This window comes from Chryseobacterium sp. SORGH_AS_0447 (genome assembly GCF_030818695.1).
Taxonomy (GTDB): Bacteria; Bacteroidota; Bacteroidia; order Flavobacteriales; family Weeksellaceae; genus Chryseobacterium.
On sequence record NZ_JAUTAR010000001.1, the window covers coordinates 1325286 to 1339500 of the forward strand.

General features: G+C 39.4%; 16 protein-coding genes and 1 tRNA gene. 10 read left to right on the forward strand and 7 right to left on the reverse strand.

The window, feature by feature from the left end:
* Positions 1 to 19: 19 nt before the first annotated feature.
* The 3 genes from QE422_RS06205 (at position 20) to QE422_RS06215 (ending at position 1735) form a co-directional block, all read left to right on the forward strand.
* The gene (locus QE422_RS06205; RefSeq protein WP_307455974.1) at positions 20 to 478 is read left to right on the forward strand and encodes a DUF1801 domain-containing protein; all 459 of its coding nucleotides are present in this window, start codon (positions 20 to 22) and stop codon (positions 476 to 478) included.
* The gene (locus QE422_RS06210; RefSeq protein WP_307455976.1) at positions 453 to 1112 is read left to right on the forward strand and encodes a YiiX/YebB-like N1pC/P60 family cysteine hydrolase; all 660 of its coding nucleotides are present in this window, start codon (positions 453 to 455) and stop codon (positions 1110 to 1112) included. The genes QE422_RS06205 and QE422_RS06210 overlap by 26 nt, the downstream gene beginning before the upstream one ends.
* A gap of 311 nt (positions 1113 to 1423) precedes the next feature.
* Positions 1424 to 1735: an NIL domain-containing protein gene (locus QE422_RS06215; protein WP_307455978.1), complete on the forward strand. Its 312-nt coding sequence runs from the start codon at positions 1424 to 1426 to the stop codon at positions 1733 to 1735.
* Positions 1736 to 1876: 141 nt separating this feature from the next.
* Here QE422_RS06215 and murA read toward each other — a convergent pair whose 3' ends face one another.
* The gene (gene murA / locus QE422_RS06220; protein WP_307455979.1) at positions 1877 to 3184 is read right to left on the reverse strand and encodes a UDP-N-acetylglucosamine 1-carboxyvinyltransferase; all 1308 of its coding nucleotides are present in this window, start codon (positions 3182 to 3184) and stop codon (positions 1877 to 1879) included.
* Positions 3185 to 3186: 2 nt separating this feature from the next.
* Complete coding sequence (locus tag QE422_RS06225; RefSeq protein ID WP_307455982.1) at positions 3187 to 3858, reverse strand: DUF4290 domain-containing protein; 672 nt, start codon at positions 3856 to 3858, stop codon at positions 3187 to 3189.
* 190 nt (positions 3859 to 4048) lie between these two features.
* On the opposite strand from QE422_RS06225, the gene QE422_RS06230 reads away from it, so the two are divergent.
* Positions 4049 to 5482, forward strand: a complete 1434-nt coding sequence (locus tag QE422_RS06230; RefSeq protein ID WP_307455983.1) for an alpha-amylase — start codon at positions 4049 to 4051, stop codon at positions 5480 to 5482.
* Positions 5483 to 5785: 303 nt separating this feature from the next.
* On the opposite strand, the gene QE422_RS06235 is transcribed toward QE422_RS06230, so the two are convergent.
* Positions 5786 to 6199: a thiol-disulfide oxidoreductase DCC family protein gene (locus QE422_RS06235; protein ID WP_307455984.1), complete on the reverse strand. Its 414-nt coding sequence runs from the start codon at positions 6197 to 6199 to the stop codon at positions 5786 to 5788.
* 11 nt (positions 6200 to 6210) lie between these two features.
* Positions 6211 to 6672, reverse strand: coding sequence for a heme-binding domain-containing protein (locus QE422_RS06240; protein ID WP_307455986.1), 462 nt, complete (start codon positions 6670 to 6672; stop codon positions 6211 to 6213).
* A gap of 451 nt (positions 6673 to 7123) precedes the next feature.
* Here QE422_RS06240 and katG point away from each other — a divergent pair, with 451 nt between their 5' ends.
* The 3 genes from katG to QE422_RS06255 all read left to right on the forward strand — a co-directional run bounded on the left by katG (position 7124) and on the right by QE422_RS06255 (position 10025).
* Entirely contained in the window at positions 7124 to 9409 is a 2286-nt protein-coding gene (gene katG, locus QE422_RS06245) for a catalase/peroxidase HPI (RefSeq protein ID WP_307455988.1), read from the forward strand.
* Positions 9410 to 9535: 126 nt separating this feature from the next.
* Positions 9536 to 9664 (forward strand): hypothetical protein, encoded by a 129-nt coding sequence (locus QE422_RS06250; RefSeq protein ID WP_307455989.1) that lies wholly within the window; start codon positions 9536 to 9538, stop codon positions 9662 to 9664.
* A 211-nt stretch (positions 9665 to 9875) separates the two neighbouring features.
* Entirely contained in the window at positions 9876 to 10025 is a 150-nt protein-coding gene (locus QE422_RS06255) for a hypothetical protein (protein WP_307455991.1), read from the forward strand.
* A gap of 388 nt (positions 10026 to 10413) precedes the next feature.
* Here the strand turns inward: QE422_RS06255 and QE422_RS06260 are convergent, their stop codons facing one another.
* Complete coding sequence (locus QE422_RS06260) at positions 10414 to 10980, reverse strand: DUF4468 domain-containing protein (RefSeq protein WP_307455993.1); 567 nt, start codon at positions 10978 to 10980, stop codon at positions 10414 to 10416.
* Between the two features lie 107 nt (positions 10981 to 11087).
* Here QE422_RS06260 and QE422_RS06265 point away from each other — a divergent pair, with 107 nt between their 5' ends.
* Positions 11088 to 11810 (forward strand): hypothetical protein, encoded by a 723-nt coding sequence (locus QE422_RS06265; protein WP_307455995.1) that lies wholly within the window; start codon positions 11088 to 11090, stop codon positions 11808 to 11810.
* A 3-nt stretch (positions 11811 to 11813) separates the two neighbouring features.
* Here the strand turns inward: QE422_RS06265 and QE422_RS06270 are convergent, their stop codons facing one another.
* Positions 11814 to 12080 (reverse strand): hypothetical protein, encoded by a 267-nt coding sequence (locus QE422_RS06270; RefSeq protein ID WP_307455997.1) that lies wholly within the window; start codon positions 12078 to 12080, stop codon positions 11814 to 11816.
* Between the two features lie 138 nt (positions 12081 to 12218).
* Between QE422_RS06270 and QE422_RS06275 the strand changes: the two genes are divergently transcribed.
* On the forward strand, positions 12219 to 12410 hold the full coding sequence (locus QE422_RS06275) for a hypothetical protein (RefSeq protein WP_307455999.1): 192 nt from the start codon (positions 12219 to 12221) through the stop codon (positions 12408 to 12410).
* 86 nt (positions 12411 to 12496) lie between these two features.
* On the opposite strand, the gene QE422_RS06280 is transcribed toward QE422_RS06275, so the two are convergent.
* Positions 12497 to 12567, reverse strand: a tRNA-Gln gene (locus QE422_RS06280).
* Between the two features lie 312 nt (positions 12568 to 12879).
* Here QE422_RS06280 and der point away from each other — a divergent pair.
* The gene (gene der / locus QE422_RS06285) at positions 12880 to 14190 is read left to right on the forward strand and encodes a ribosome biogenesis GTPase Der (protein WP_307456001.1); all 1311 of its coding nucleotides are present in this window, start codon (positions 12880 to 12882) and stop codon (positions 14188 to 14190) included.
* The last annotated feature ends 25 nt before the right edge of the window (positions 14191 to 14215 follow it).

Consider the following 14215-nt stretch of genomic DNA (forward strand, 5'->3'; position numbering starts at 1 on the left):
TTATTAAAACTGAAAAAATATGCAGATCCAATCCGTTTCCGTAGAAGACTATATTTCCCAGATTCCCGAAGAAAGACAGGAGATCTTCAGGGAAATTTTTAATACCATCAACGACCACCTGCCGGAAGGCTTTTCCCAAGGTTCGAGCTATGGAATGATCGGCTGGGGCGTTCCTTTGAAAACCTATCCTGCGGGATATCACTGTGCGCCGGGTTCGCCGCTGCCATTTATCAGCATTGCTTCACAGAAAAATTTCATAGCGCTTTATCATATGGGAATGTATGCGAAGCCTGAATTGCTGGATTGGTTTGTAGCAGAATATCCGAAATATTCCAAAAGAAAGCTGGATATGGGAAAATCCTGCGTCCGTTTTAAAAAGATGGACGATATTCCGCTGGAATTATTGGCGGAATTAAGCAAAAAAATGACTGTTGAAGAGTGGATCGATATTTATGAGACCAATTTTAAAAAGAAATAATTTTGTGCTGCTTTTATCGGCAGCAATTTTTATTTTAAGCCTGATCACAAGCTGCAAGAGTACACCGGCTTCCGGACTGGAAAACGGAGACCTTCTTTTTGTAACGGCTAAGGAAACGGGGTTGTCGGGAGCAATAAATAATGTTACCCAAAAGCAGAAAAGTGCATCATTTGACCATATCGGTATTTTGGAGAAGAATAATACCGGTAGTTTTGTGCTTCATGCTGCCCCGAAAGGCGGCTCCCAGAAACAAAGCCTTAAAGATTTTCTGAAAGACCAGGCCGATGACGGGCAGCGGGTAGTGGTGTACCGACTGAAGCCTCAGTATAAAAATACCATTCCTGCTGCCATCAGTAAGGCAAATTCTATACTGGGCAAACCCTATAATTTCAATTATATTCTCGACGAAAGTTCATATTACTGTTCAGATTTTATCGAAAGGGCATTCAGGGAAAACCAGATCTTCAGGCTTGAGCCCATGAGCTTTATCGATCCGAAAACCGGGAAAACCAACCTTTTCTGGGAAGAATTCTATAGAAAGAAAAACCTGAAAGTTCCGGAAGGTAAACCTGGCTGCAACCCGAATGGCCTCGCAGCTTCTGATAAACTGAAACGCATAATGGAGCTGAAATAATCCTGATGGCTTATCAACTAGCGTATGGAATCAGTAAAGAGTACATGTAAATAAAGCTGTTTAAAGTTTATACTTATTTCTATTTTTTACTTTTACTCACTGGCTCAAATTACTACATAATCATCATAATCAAGGGAAATTATAAGTTTTATTTAATTTTAACGAACTCTCAAATGTTAAAATTAAAAATTATTATCCTACTGATTTGGTAGACTAATAATTTTTTATATTTTTGTCATAGCTAAGCAATGTGAGAAGAGGAAATTTCTTGCAAAAGCTTATGAGTTATGTTCAATCCTAAAATGTTAAATATGATAACGCCCAATCCCGGACTTCAGGTTTTACAGAATACGCTGAACCTGCCTAAAAAAGAATTGATACTGGAGATAGAACTAAATGGAAAGATGAAGTTCGAACATCTGATGAATGCTATTTACCATCAGTTCGGGATCTGCCACAAAGTGTTGTCGGCCAATGTAGAATATTTTAACGGAATGAGTTTCGGTACGGTTCAGCTGTACATCAATGTTTATCAGGAAGATTTTGAGCAGCTCGAATATTATCTTAATAAAAATAAGCTTTTGAATACCACGGTAGAATATACCTGCCGGAAATATTTATAAGTGATTTCATATGGTTTTGATTACAAGAAACGGCTGTCGGTTCATGGCAGCCGTTTTACTTTTATCTTCAGTAAAAATTAGTACAGAAGAGCTTTATAAACAAAAAACCGCCGAAAGGCGGTTTCTATATGATAAGTAAATTTAAATTCTCTCAATATCGGCACCGATGGCTTTAAGCCTGCCGTCGATGTTTTCATACCCCCGGTCGATCTGTTCGATGTTGTGGATAATCGATTTTCCTTCTGCGGAAAGAGCAGCGATTAAAAGAGCATTCCCGGCTCTGATATCCGGGGAAACCATGGTTGTGCCTCTTAAAGGTGTTTCCTGGTTTAGCCCGATTACCGTTGCCCTGTGCGGATCGCAAAGGATAATTTGTGCACCCATATCGATTAATTTATCTACAAAGAATAATCTCGATTCAAACATTTTCTGATGCACCAGAAGGCTTCCTTTAGCCTGGGTAGCAACAACCAGAATAATAGACAGCAGGTCCGGAGTGAATCCCGGCCATGGCGCATCGGAAATCGTTAAGATGGATCCGTCGATAAATTTCTGTATTTTATAATGTTCCTGAGCAGGAATAAAAATGTCATCATTGCTCTGTTCAAGCTCGATCCCCAATTTTCTGAACGTATTCGGGATAACACCCAGCTGGTTCCAGTTTACATTTTTGATGGTGATTTCAGATTTGGTCATTGCAGCAAGACCGATCCATGATCCGATTTCCACCATATCCGGAAGCATTGTGTGTTCCGTTCCGTGAAGATATTCTACGCCTTCGATGGTCAATAAATTAGAACCGATTCCGGAGATATTGGCACCCATTCTGTTCAGCATTTTGCACAGCTGCTGAAGATAAGGTTCGCACGCGGCATTGTAGATTCTTGTTTTTCCTTTTGCCAGCGCAGCAGCCATCACGATATTGGCAGTTCCCGTTACGGAAGCTTCTTCCAGAAGGATGAATTTTCCGTTGAGTTCCTTTGCTTTTAAAGAATAAAAGTATTCTTCCTCGTCATAATGAAATTCCGCACCAAGCTCTACCAATCCCTGAAAATGGGTATCGAGTCTTCTTCTCCCGATCTTGTCACCTCCGGGAGTCGGCATATAGGCCTCCCCGTATCTTGCAAGCATCGGACCCATCAGCATAATCGAACCTCTCAGCTTAGCGCCGTCTTTTTTAAACTCACTGGACTTTACATAATCAAAATTTACCTTGTCGGATTTGAAAGTATAATCCCCGTGACCATTTTTAGTAACCTTCACGCCGAAGTCACCAAGGATCTCAATTAATCGATTAACGTCGTGGATATCCGGAATATTTTTAATTCTTACTTCCTCATCGGTCAGCAAAACAGCACAAAGAATCTGAAGGGCTTCGTTTTTTGCCCCCTGTGGAGTGATTTCACCTTGCAGTCTCTTTCCTCCTCTTATCTGAAATGTTCCACTCATGTCTACTTTCTGTTTTTGTTATGATTGTTATTGTTGTTATTGTGCCGTCTTTTGTTGTTTTGGTTATTCCGGTTGTTGTTCCGGTTGTTGTTACTTTGGTTGTTCCGGTTGTTATTGTTGGTGCTGTAGTATATTTTACTCTTTTCAAGCGTGTCGATTCCGGTAAGGTCCAACCTGTTTTCCGAAAGTTCCTTCAGATGACGGAAAATCACATCATCGGTAACGTGTTCCTTATTATATACATTGTAAGACTTCTTCATGTTATTGGCAATCACTTCGATCAGCGCTTCCTTTTCGTCGCCCTGTTCCAGTTCGATTGCTTTTTCGATCAGCTGAAGAATACTTTTCCCGTAAAATTTAAAATCGCCCTGAAGTTTGGGATATTCCATTCTTTTAGGTTTCTCTTCAAGTTCTTCTTTGGTAGGAAAAGGGTAGGGTGCATCTACATCCAGGTCATAATTGGCTAAAATATAGAGGTGGTCCCAAAGTTTATGTTTATAATTTTCTTCGTCTCGCAGCTGCGGGTTTCTCTGACCCATAAAATCAATGATTCCCATTGCCATTTCACTTCTTTCTTCTTTTGAGGAAAGCTCTTTGCAACGTTCAACCAACTGTTGTATAATTCTGCCGTATTCAGGCAAATGAAGCTGAGTTTTTTGGGTGTTGTATTCCATAGTCTGCAAATATATGGATTAATAGAAAAAATGTACCGAAAATCTTAAAAGTTTATGATTTTTTAATGAATATTTTATGTAACGATTTGCTGAGGTTTTTTGGTAATAATAAAAAATATTTCTCTTCTGTTAGAATTTATATTAATAAAAATGTAATTTAGTTAACACTTCAATAATTAAAATTTATCATATGAAAAAAAGACATTACTTACTTTCAGTAGTCGGTTTGTTGCTGGTCAGCTCCTGTCAGAACAATGATGAAATAATCAGCGAAAACCATGAACAGTCTGAGGTTCATGCTAAAATTGTGAACGTTACCCATCATGACGGCCGGCCGTTCAGTACCGGAACATCTTCTTCCACCGGGAAATTTGTTGCGGGCCCGGGCGGCAGTGTGCTCATGCAGGGCTTTTACTGGGACGTCCCGGATGGCGGGAACTGGTGGAACACTGTAAAATCAAAGGTGACCGACTGGTCGAATGCGGGAATCGGGGCCATCTGGCTTCCGCCGGCTTCCAAAGCGCAGAATGGGGCTTATTCTATGGGATATGACCCTACCGATTATTACGATTTCGGAAACTACAACCAGAACGGAAGTGTGGAAACGCGTTTCGGTTCGAGAGCAGAGCTGGAATCCCTGATTACAAAAGCCCATACCGAAAATATGCAGGTATATGCCGACATCGTGATCAACCACAACAGCGGCGGGCAGTCGGAATACAATCCGTATGTAGGTTCAAATACATGGACTAATTTTTCGGGAGTTGCCTCAGGGAAATTTCCAAGAAACTATAACGATTTTTATAAGAATTCTTACGGAAATAATGATGAGGGGGCTTTCGGTGGATTTCCCGATTTATGCCATGCCAATCCGTATGTGCAGGACTGGCTTTGGGGAAGGGACGATTCGGTAGGAAAATATTATAAGAACGTGATGAAATTTGACGGCTGGCGGTTCGACTACGTTAAAGGCTTCGGGGCCTGGGTAGTAAATAACTGGAATTCCAATGTCGGCGGTTTCTCTGTCGGAGAATTGTGGGATTCCAACGTCAACACCTTAGAATCCTGGGCGAATAATGCCAACAGTTCCGTATTTGACTTCGCTGCCTATTACAAAATGGATGAAGCTTTCGATAACGGAAACCTGAATGTGCTGAATGATGATATGATGTGGAAAAGAAATCCTTTCAAAGCGGTAACCTTTGTAGCGAATCATGATACGGATATTATTTACAATAAAATGCCGGCATATGCGTATATTCTTACCCATGAAGGCTATCCCACAATCTTCTACAGGGATTACGAAGAATGGCTCAGCAAAGAAAGACTAAATAACCTGATCTGGATTCATAATAATAAGGCTACCGGAACGACTTCGATCCTGTATACGGATAATGACGAATATATTGCCCGCAGAAACGGCTACAACGGAAATCCGGGATTGGTAGTATATATCAACAGTTCTTCAAGCTGGCAGGAAAGATGGATCCAAACCAATTGGGCCAGCCAGCAGATCAAGGATTTTACCGGCAACTCGTCCTGGTATCCGACTACGCAGGGAGACAAATGGGTGAAGATCCAGTGTCCGCCGAATTCGTATTCTGTTTGGTCTTTAAATCAGTAAATACTGTTTAAAATCTTGAAGCACTGAAGGTTTTTTTAAATGATATTAGATAATAAAGTTCTCAGGAATAAAAATCTTTGATTTTGATTCTTATGTGTTCTAAAAATACGCGTAATGCTTTTAAACATTAAATCTAATGTGACTCATGTATTAAAAAATTTCGTTACTTCAAGGTTATATGGTCCACAACAACTAAAGACTGCTTCCAAGAGCAGTCTTTAGTCTTTTTTATACTGATAAATTACAATATCTTTTACCTGTATCTGAAAAACTTCCGGCATCAGGCTTCCACCTTCCAGCCTATCAAACCTGTATAAATTTTTTTCGCTCCTCAGGCGTAGGTAAATAACATTTTTGGTTAGCCAGTTTCATTCGGTTTTCGGAAATTTTATCATAAACCTTGTCACTAAGAAATTTCGGAACTAGTTTTCCGATGGCCGAGAGTTTGTAAACTCCACCCAGCAGATCCGCGATTTTCAGTACAGCCCTTGATTTTTCGAGATAATACCGGTTGGGTTTCCACAGGTACATGGTATTGAAAACCTTTGTATTTAAACCTCTTTCGGATAAAAATTTCTGCCCGAAATCCGATTGAAGAGAAGCAAACATAAACCGGTTCTTCTTATCTCTCTCCAAAATCCGCTGCACCCAAAAGTTGCAGACTCCGCAATCTCCGTCGAAGAATACAATGTGCTTGTCCTGCCAGTTCTCTTCCATACTCTTGTTTTTTAAAGCGACATTTTCCGTTCAGTTTCCTGTTTTTCTCTTTTGAAATAATCTGTAAGAATCTTTCTTTGCGCATCCGTAAGTTTAGCATCCTGATGACCGATAAAGTAAGATTCCAGAGGCATTTCCTTTTTCTCCACCATTTCTATACATTCCTGCAATTTGTGTGCCTGTGTTTTAGGCTCATAAACTGCAAAAGTAGAAAAATTCAGCTCTTTTCTGCCCTCATCGATGTGGTTTTTTAAAATCCACGAAGACGGGGCAATATTGGCATACCATGGATATCGCGTCTCATTGGAATGGCAGTCATAACACGAGCGGTTGATAATGGATGCCACTTCGGGAGGCGTATTTTTTATTCTTATAAAATCCATTCCCGGTGTTGGGGCCGGATTTTTCTTATCGATCGGAAAAAACTGGATGATAATGAAAGCTACGAGAATAACGGTGAATACTTTTTTCATAATGTATTGTTGAGGATTTGATGTTACAGTTTAAGCTAATATGTATCACAAACTTTAAAAAGCAACGGTGGATTTCTGTATATCAACTGTTAGATTTTATTTGTTTTTTTAAATAATTTATTAAGGTATATAGCAGTTTCCAAACTTATAAAATTAATTAAATTTTCAATAATAAAAAATAGAAAATGATAGGGCAACAGCAATTTTAGATTAAATTATTTCAAATATGAATATTTAACCTTTTGTTGTATTTCAATTAATGCAAAATTTACTAATTTAATTGCACGGATTGAATAACTTCAGGGAATGCTTACTTACGTTAATTTTTAATTATTGTTTTTAACTATTGTAAAAATATTTTTGATAGATTGTATTTATAGCGTAACAATTGTAAGTTTGCTTCATTCAAAATGACAAAACTGTTTATCAACATAAAAAAATTTACAACGATATGGAAAATACTTCAGGAGACATCAGCAAATGTCCTTTTCACAATGGAAGCATGAAGGAAGAAAAGAAAGAAAATGTTGCCGGCGGCGGTACTCAAAACAAAGACTGGTGGCCGGATCAGCTGCGTGTGGATATTCTTCGTCAGCATTCTCATCTTTCCAACCCAATGGATGAAGGTTTTAACTATGCGGAAGCGTTCAAAAGCCTTGATCTTGAAGCGGTAAAAAAAGACCTGCATGAACTGATGACGGATTCCCAGGACTGGTGGCCTGCTGACTTCGGGCATTACGGTCCGCTGTTTATTCGTATGGCCTGGCACAGTGCAGGAACTTACCGGGTAGGTGACGGAAGGGGAGGAGCCGGAGCAGGACAGCAGCGTTTTGCGCCGCTGAACAGTTGGCCGGATAACGTGAGCCTTGATAAAGCGCGTAGATTACTGTGGCCGATCAAACAGAAATACGGAAAGAAAATTTCATGGGCCGATTTGATGATCCTTACCGGAAATATAGCTTTGGAATCGATGGGCTTTAAAACCTTCGGTTTTGCAGGAGGACGTGAGGATGTCTGGGAACCGGATATGGATGTCTATTGGGGTACTGAAAAAACCTGGCTGGGTGGAGATCTAAGATATTCCCAGGGTTCCGAAGGAGTTGAAGGTCATGGTGTCCTTTCGGCGGATGATGATGCAGACGGGAAAATCCATACCCGGGATCTGGAAAAGCCATTAGCTGCCGTACAGATGGGACTGATCTATGTAAATCCTGAAGGACCGGACGGAAATCCTGATCCTGTAGCTGCTGCCAAAGACATCCGCGATACCTTCGGGAGAATGGCGATGAATGACGAAGAAACCGTTGCTTTGATCGCCGGAGGCCACACTTTCGGTAAAACCCACGGGGCAGGGCCGGCAGATCACGTTGGCAAAGAACCTGAAGCAGCCGGCATCGAAGCGCAGGGATTTGGATGGGACAACAGCTTTAAATCAGGCAAAGGTCCGGATACCATTACCAGCGGATTGGAAGTAACCTGGACGGAGACCCCTACCGAATGGAGCAATTATTTTTTTAAAAACCTTTTCGAAAACGAATGGGAACTTACCAAAAGCCCTGCCGGAGCGCACCAATGGGTGGCTAAAAATGCAGAAGCCATTATTCCTGATGCTTTCGACCCAACAAAAAAACACCAGCCAACGATGCTGACGACGGATCTTTCCCTAAGAATAGATCCTGAATATGAAAAAATTTCCAGACGGTTTTACGAAAATCCTGAAGAGTTTGCCGATGCTTTTGCCAGAGCCTGGTATAAGCTTACCCACAGGGATATGGGACCAAAAGCCCTTTATCTTGGCCCGGATGTTCCTTCAGAAGAACTGATCTGGCAGGACCCGATTCCGGAAGTGGATCACGCCCTGATTAATAATTCGGATATTGAAGCCTTAAAATCTAAAGTCCTGGATTCAGGATTAAGCGTTTCCGAATTGGTTTCTACGGCATGGTCATCAGCTTCTACATTCAGAGGAAGTGATAAAAGAGGAGGGGCTAACGGAGCACGGATCCGCCTGGCTCCTCAGAAAGACTGGGAAGTCAATAATCCGGCTCAGCTGCAGAAAGTGTTGGGCGTCTTAGAAAATATTCAGAGAGAATTCAATGAAGGCCAGACCGGAGGCAAGAAAGTATCACTGGCGGATCTTATCGTTCTTGCGGGAAGCGCAGCGGTCGAAAAAGCGGCAAAAGATGCCGGGCATAATGTGATCGTATCTTTCGTTCCCGGAAGAATGGATGCTTCGCAGGAGCAGACCGATGTAGAATCCATGAAATTCCTTGAGCCCGCAGCAGACGGATTCAGAAATTACCTGAAGAAAAAATTCTCGGTTTCTACGGAATCTTTATTGATTGATAAAGCCCAGCTATTAACCCTTACCGCTCCGGAACTCACGGTGCTGATTGGTGGAATGAGATCGTTAAATGCCAATTTCGACGGATCTTCCCATGGAATCTTTACACAAAATCCTGGTGTCCTGAGTAATGATTTCTTTGTTAATCTTCTGGATATGAGCACCCGATGGAAATCGGCTTCTGCTGATAACGAATTATACGTAGGAACCGACCGGAAAACGGGGGAGAAAAAATGGACGGCCACCCGCGCCGACCTGGTTTTCGGATCGAATTCCGAACTGAGGGCCATTGCCGAAGTTTACGCCAGCGCCGATGCCCAACAAAAATTCATCAATGATTTTGTGGCTGCCTGGGTAAAAGTAATGAACCTGGACCGTTTTGATATAAAGTAATTTTATATATAGTGTTTAAGTGATAAGGCAGCCTTTGGGCTGTCTTTTTTTGTCTCTTATGGTTTCCGTATTTTTTAGAAATTTTTGTAAACTAGTTTTGCGGTCTTATTATTTTAAAATTTGATTATGAAAAAATTAGTTTTGCTCGTTTTAGCAGCATTTACAGTTTATTCCTGTGGAGAAACAGGAAGCGGAGACGATAATGATTCAGAATATTGTAAATACAGTGGGCACCAGCGATGGGCGGTGGGGTAAAGTTTGCTGCCGGCGGCAGAGTTGGAAATCTTTCAAAACTTCCAACAGTTCAAAATAATATTAAGCAAACCATTGACATGTCGCTAATGTCGGAAATGATAAGTACAGCCGTTTTTGAAGGGTCAGCTAGTGGTACACAGATGGGAAGTCGTCAAGGGATAGCGAATTTAACAGAGAATAAAGAAATACAAAGAGGAGCTAATTTTTAGATATGAAGGAACAAATAAAGAGGTTTTGCGAAAGCCTCAAAAGGCAGGAAAAAATAAATTTAATTCGTGATACAAAAGCTATCGGAATAGGCGTAAAAAACTTTAATTTTGTAAATGAAAGCGCTGAGGCTCTGGCAAATGAAAGATTTTAAAAAAGTTGTCAGGGCTGCGAGTTCAACATTCTGGAACCAATCGATGAACTTCGGGTAAAAGATAGAAAAATTTCGGAATTGACTGACAGAACCTGCGGAGATTGTGGGTGTGTTTAGCGTATAAATTGAGACAATCGGTTAAAAAATGTAGTAGATGGGAACAGTGAGAGAGGCGGTGAATACAAACAGGGGGACTATTTTATAAATTAAACAAGTGCGGAATCAAAAACATTGAAACCGCACTTGATTATCTTTCAATTTACGAACAATACGAAAATCAGAAACATATTGAATCTAGCATGGAGCGCAAAAAAGTTGTTGCTGTGTTCTGCAAGGTAACGTTCGCACCGTTGAAATAGCTATTCAAACAATGAAGAGGGCTATTTAGTTACCAATCTTTTTTCTGCGCCTGCATTCCTGTGCTGTTTATGTAATCAGATAAGCTTTTTTGAAGATTATTAAAATAGTCCGGAATGTTTTGAAGATAATTTTTATATCCACCTTTTATGGAACCATCCTTTTTAAAAAAGCCGCTGGTTGAATTATCTGTCATTAACCCTCTCCATCCGCCTGAAGTATATTGTGAAGGTTTTACATATTCTTCAAGTTGTGCTATATCAAATTTGTATTTATTATCTTTAAATGATACTTCAATCTGATACCTTACATCAAAACACACAGGTAATCCGAGTGGAGAATAACAATACAAATCCGATTTAATTCCTTCTAATCGAACATAATCGTCTTTGATATTGGCTTTAATAACTTCTCGTGGGTTGTTATATGTTTTGTTTATCCATTCTATTGTTTTTTCATACAGCATAGAAGCGCTTTTTTGAGGAGCGTCAATTACCAGATAATCTGTAAAACCATCCTTATTTAGTACAAACTCTGTACTTTGTGAATAAGAATATATTGAAAAAAATAGAAATGCTGTGAGTATTACTTTCTTCATGACTTTAATTTTAACAAAGAAAAGCATTTTTTTTACATGGAAATTACGGGATGTCGTAAATATGTTTATCAATAATTTTTATTATTTTAGCGCTTTAGCAAACAACCATGGAAATACTCAGATTTGAAACATTTGATCAAGCAAAAGATTATTTTAGACCATTAGCTTATAATTACTTTGGAAGGTTTTTGTCAGTAAGCAGGGGTATTTTTTGGAATAATTTAACAGAAAAAAACTTACAAGAATTAAAAGATTTAGAGCAAAGACTTGTTGATTTAAAAAGTGAACGTGCGCTCATGTATCACCATACAAAGGCATTTTATAACAAATATGATTTTGAAATATTAGATCAAACAAGCACTCCTATCCCATTTTCTTTAGTAAACTTTATAGACGAACAGATAGAGAATATTAGAGATAAGATATACGATAAAGAGCAATTTTCAAAAGTAATGTCGATAAAAGAACTTATCAACAAGTTACAAGAAACTGACATCAAGGAAAAGCTTACGTTAGAAATTGAAGATCTTGAAGCTGCAAAGAGAGAACAGGAGCTTTCTAAACATTCTGATAAGGATAAGTTCCAGGAAGAAATTGAGTTAGGCAAGCATAGAGCAGAAATGTTTGCAAAACGAACGGACACTTTTCTAAAATTTTTGAATCGTGAATCAATTGCTTCAATTGTAGGTTCTCTTCTCCTATTTATAATGGGAATATGTCTACTTGTAATGATGTTCCTTCAAGAAGAGCCTATAAAAATAATAGAGAGCGCATTTCTCCTAATTTTGGGATACTTTTTTGGGCATTCTAAAAAGAATGATAACACATAATATTTATTTTATTGCATTTTTAATTTTCATTTCCAAATCCTCTTCCCTACTTCTCAAATCCCGGAACCCTTTTTTATCCATTGGTAATTCGCCGTGCAACTTGCAGAATTCCAAGTAATCATTATACAACTTATCATCCCTCATTTTCTCCCTGTGGGCATCAATATACGGGTTTGCAAAGCGTTGTTTATGCTGCTTCCTGCTACTTAAAATGATTGCCCGGACCATAAAAAAGAACCCGACTGCCAAAAAGTAAAATGCTAAAATCATATATAGTGCGAAATTAAATTTTCGTTACGGCTATAAACGACTGATAAACATTTGTTTAACATCATTTTAAACTGAATTATATTAATACAAATTTATATAAAAGAATCCGAATATTTGTATAAGGTAGAATGGATTTTAATGAAGTATGAAATAAATCTTTATGGCGATATTGCCAATGTGGTTTGGTCTGACGGAGAGTACAGGTATATTGATCTGGAATACGTAGACCGAGAACTATCAGCACTTACAGTAGCTGCAGGCGATGAGGTTGTTTTCAACATTCTATGTCGGGGAAAAAGGTGGCTGCTATTATTTATCTTCCGGAGGTAATAAAGAATACGTCTAAAGAATATGTCGATAAAAAATATTGTGCAAGTTGTAATTGAAAAAGCCATCCTGAAACAGGATGGCTTTCGTAGACCCACAGGGATTCGAACCCCAGATGACTGAACCAAAATCAGTAGTGTTACCGCTACACCATGGGTCTGTATTTCTGTACCGCGAAATTAGAAAAATAATTTTAAAAATAAAAGGGATGCAGCAAGATTAATTGATCAAAAATGGGTGTGGTGGCTTTTATTTATTGATAGTCAAAGAATTAATTTTATGATATTTTGTGATCAAAATTCTGACGCAGATGAAATTTGAGTGGGTTTGCAGGAGACAGCTTTGATGGTTAAATCATTTAAATTAAATAAAAATCCTATCTTTGCAAAAAAAAAATTGGGCTCCAAAAGTTGGAGAAACCCATTGATAATCTTGTCCTGAGCTTTGTCGAAGGATTATTAAACATTTTTTTATGTCGAATATTGTCGCAATCGTTGGGCGTCCCAACGTAGGAAAATCCACATTGTTTAACCGTTTACTGGAAAGGAGAGAAGCCATCGTAGATTCTACGGCAGGGGTAACCCGTGACCGTCACTATGGAAAATCCGACTGGAACGGGGTTGATTTTACGGTAATCGATACCGGAGGGTATGATGTGAATAATGACGATGTGTTCCAGGGGGAGATCTCAAAGCAGGTTCAGCTTGCTGTGGATGAAGCTACGTCGATTATCTTCATGCTGAATGTGGAAGAAGGCCTTACCGATACCGATTATGAGATTTATGAGATGCTTCGAAGATCGAATAAACCGGTTTACATTGTCGTAAATAAAGTAGATTCGTCTAAAGAAGAACTGGCCGCTACGGAATTTTACCAATTGGGAATCGAGAAATACTATACTTTATCTTCGGCTACCGGTTCGGGAACTGGTGATCTTTTGGATGATATTGTAAAAGATTTTCCCACTACAGAATATAAAGACCCGTTTGAAGGATTGCCGAAAATCACCATTGCCGGCCGTCCGAACGTAGGAAAATCTACACTAACCAATGCTTTGCTTGATACCGACCGGAATATTGTAACCGATGTGGCAGGAACCACGCGGGACAGTATCCAGACTCTATATAATAAATTCGGTCATGAATTCGTGCTGGTAGACACCGCCGGGATGAGAAGAAAATCAAAAGTTTCCGAGGATCTGGAATTTTATTCCGTGATGCGTTCCATCCGTTCTATTGAATTTTCCGATGTCGTAGTTATTATGGTGGATGCCACTTTAGGATGGGAATCCCAGGATATGAATATTTTCGGACTGGCACAAAAAAACAGAAAAGGAATCGTTATCGTGGTTAACAAATGGGATCTTGTTGAAAATAAGCAGACCAATACCACCCGTGATTTTGAAAAATCCATCAGGGATAAAATCGGACAGTTCAGCGACATTCCAATTCTATTTGTATCGGCACTGACGAAGCAGAGAATCCTAAAAGTAGTGGAAACCGCTATGACGGTATACGAAGACCGTAAAAAGAAAATCAAGACTTCCAAACTGAATGAGGTGATGCTTCCGATTTTTGAAGGAACGCCGCCGCCGGCCAATAAAGGAAAATATATTAAAATTAAATATTGTGTACAGCTTCCGACACCATCGCCGCAGTTTGTATTCTTCTGCAACCTGCCGCAGTATGTGAAGGAGCCTTACAAAAGATTTACGGAAAATCAGCTGAGAAAAGAATTCGGATTTACCGGAGTTCCGATCGAAGTTTATTTCAGACAAAAATAATTTTAGTCCCTTTCAGATTTTCTGA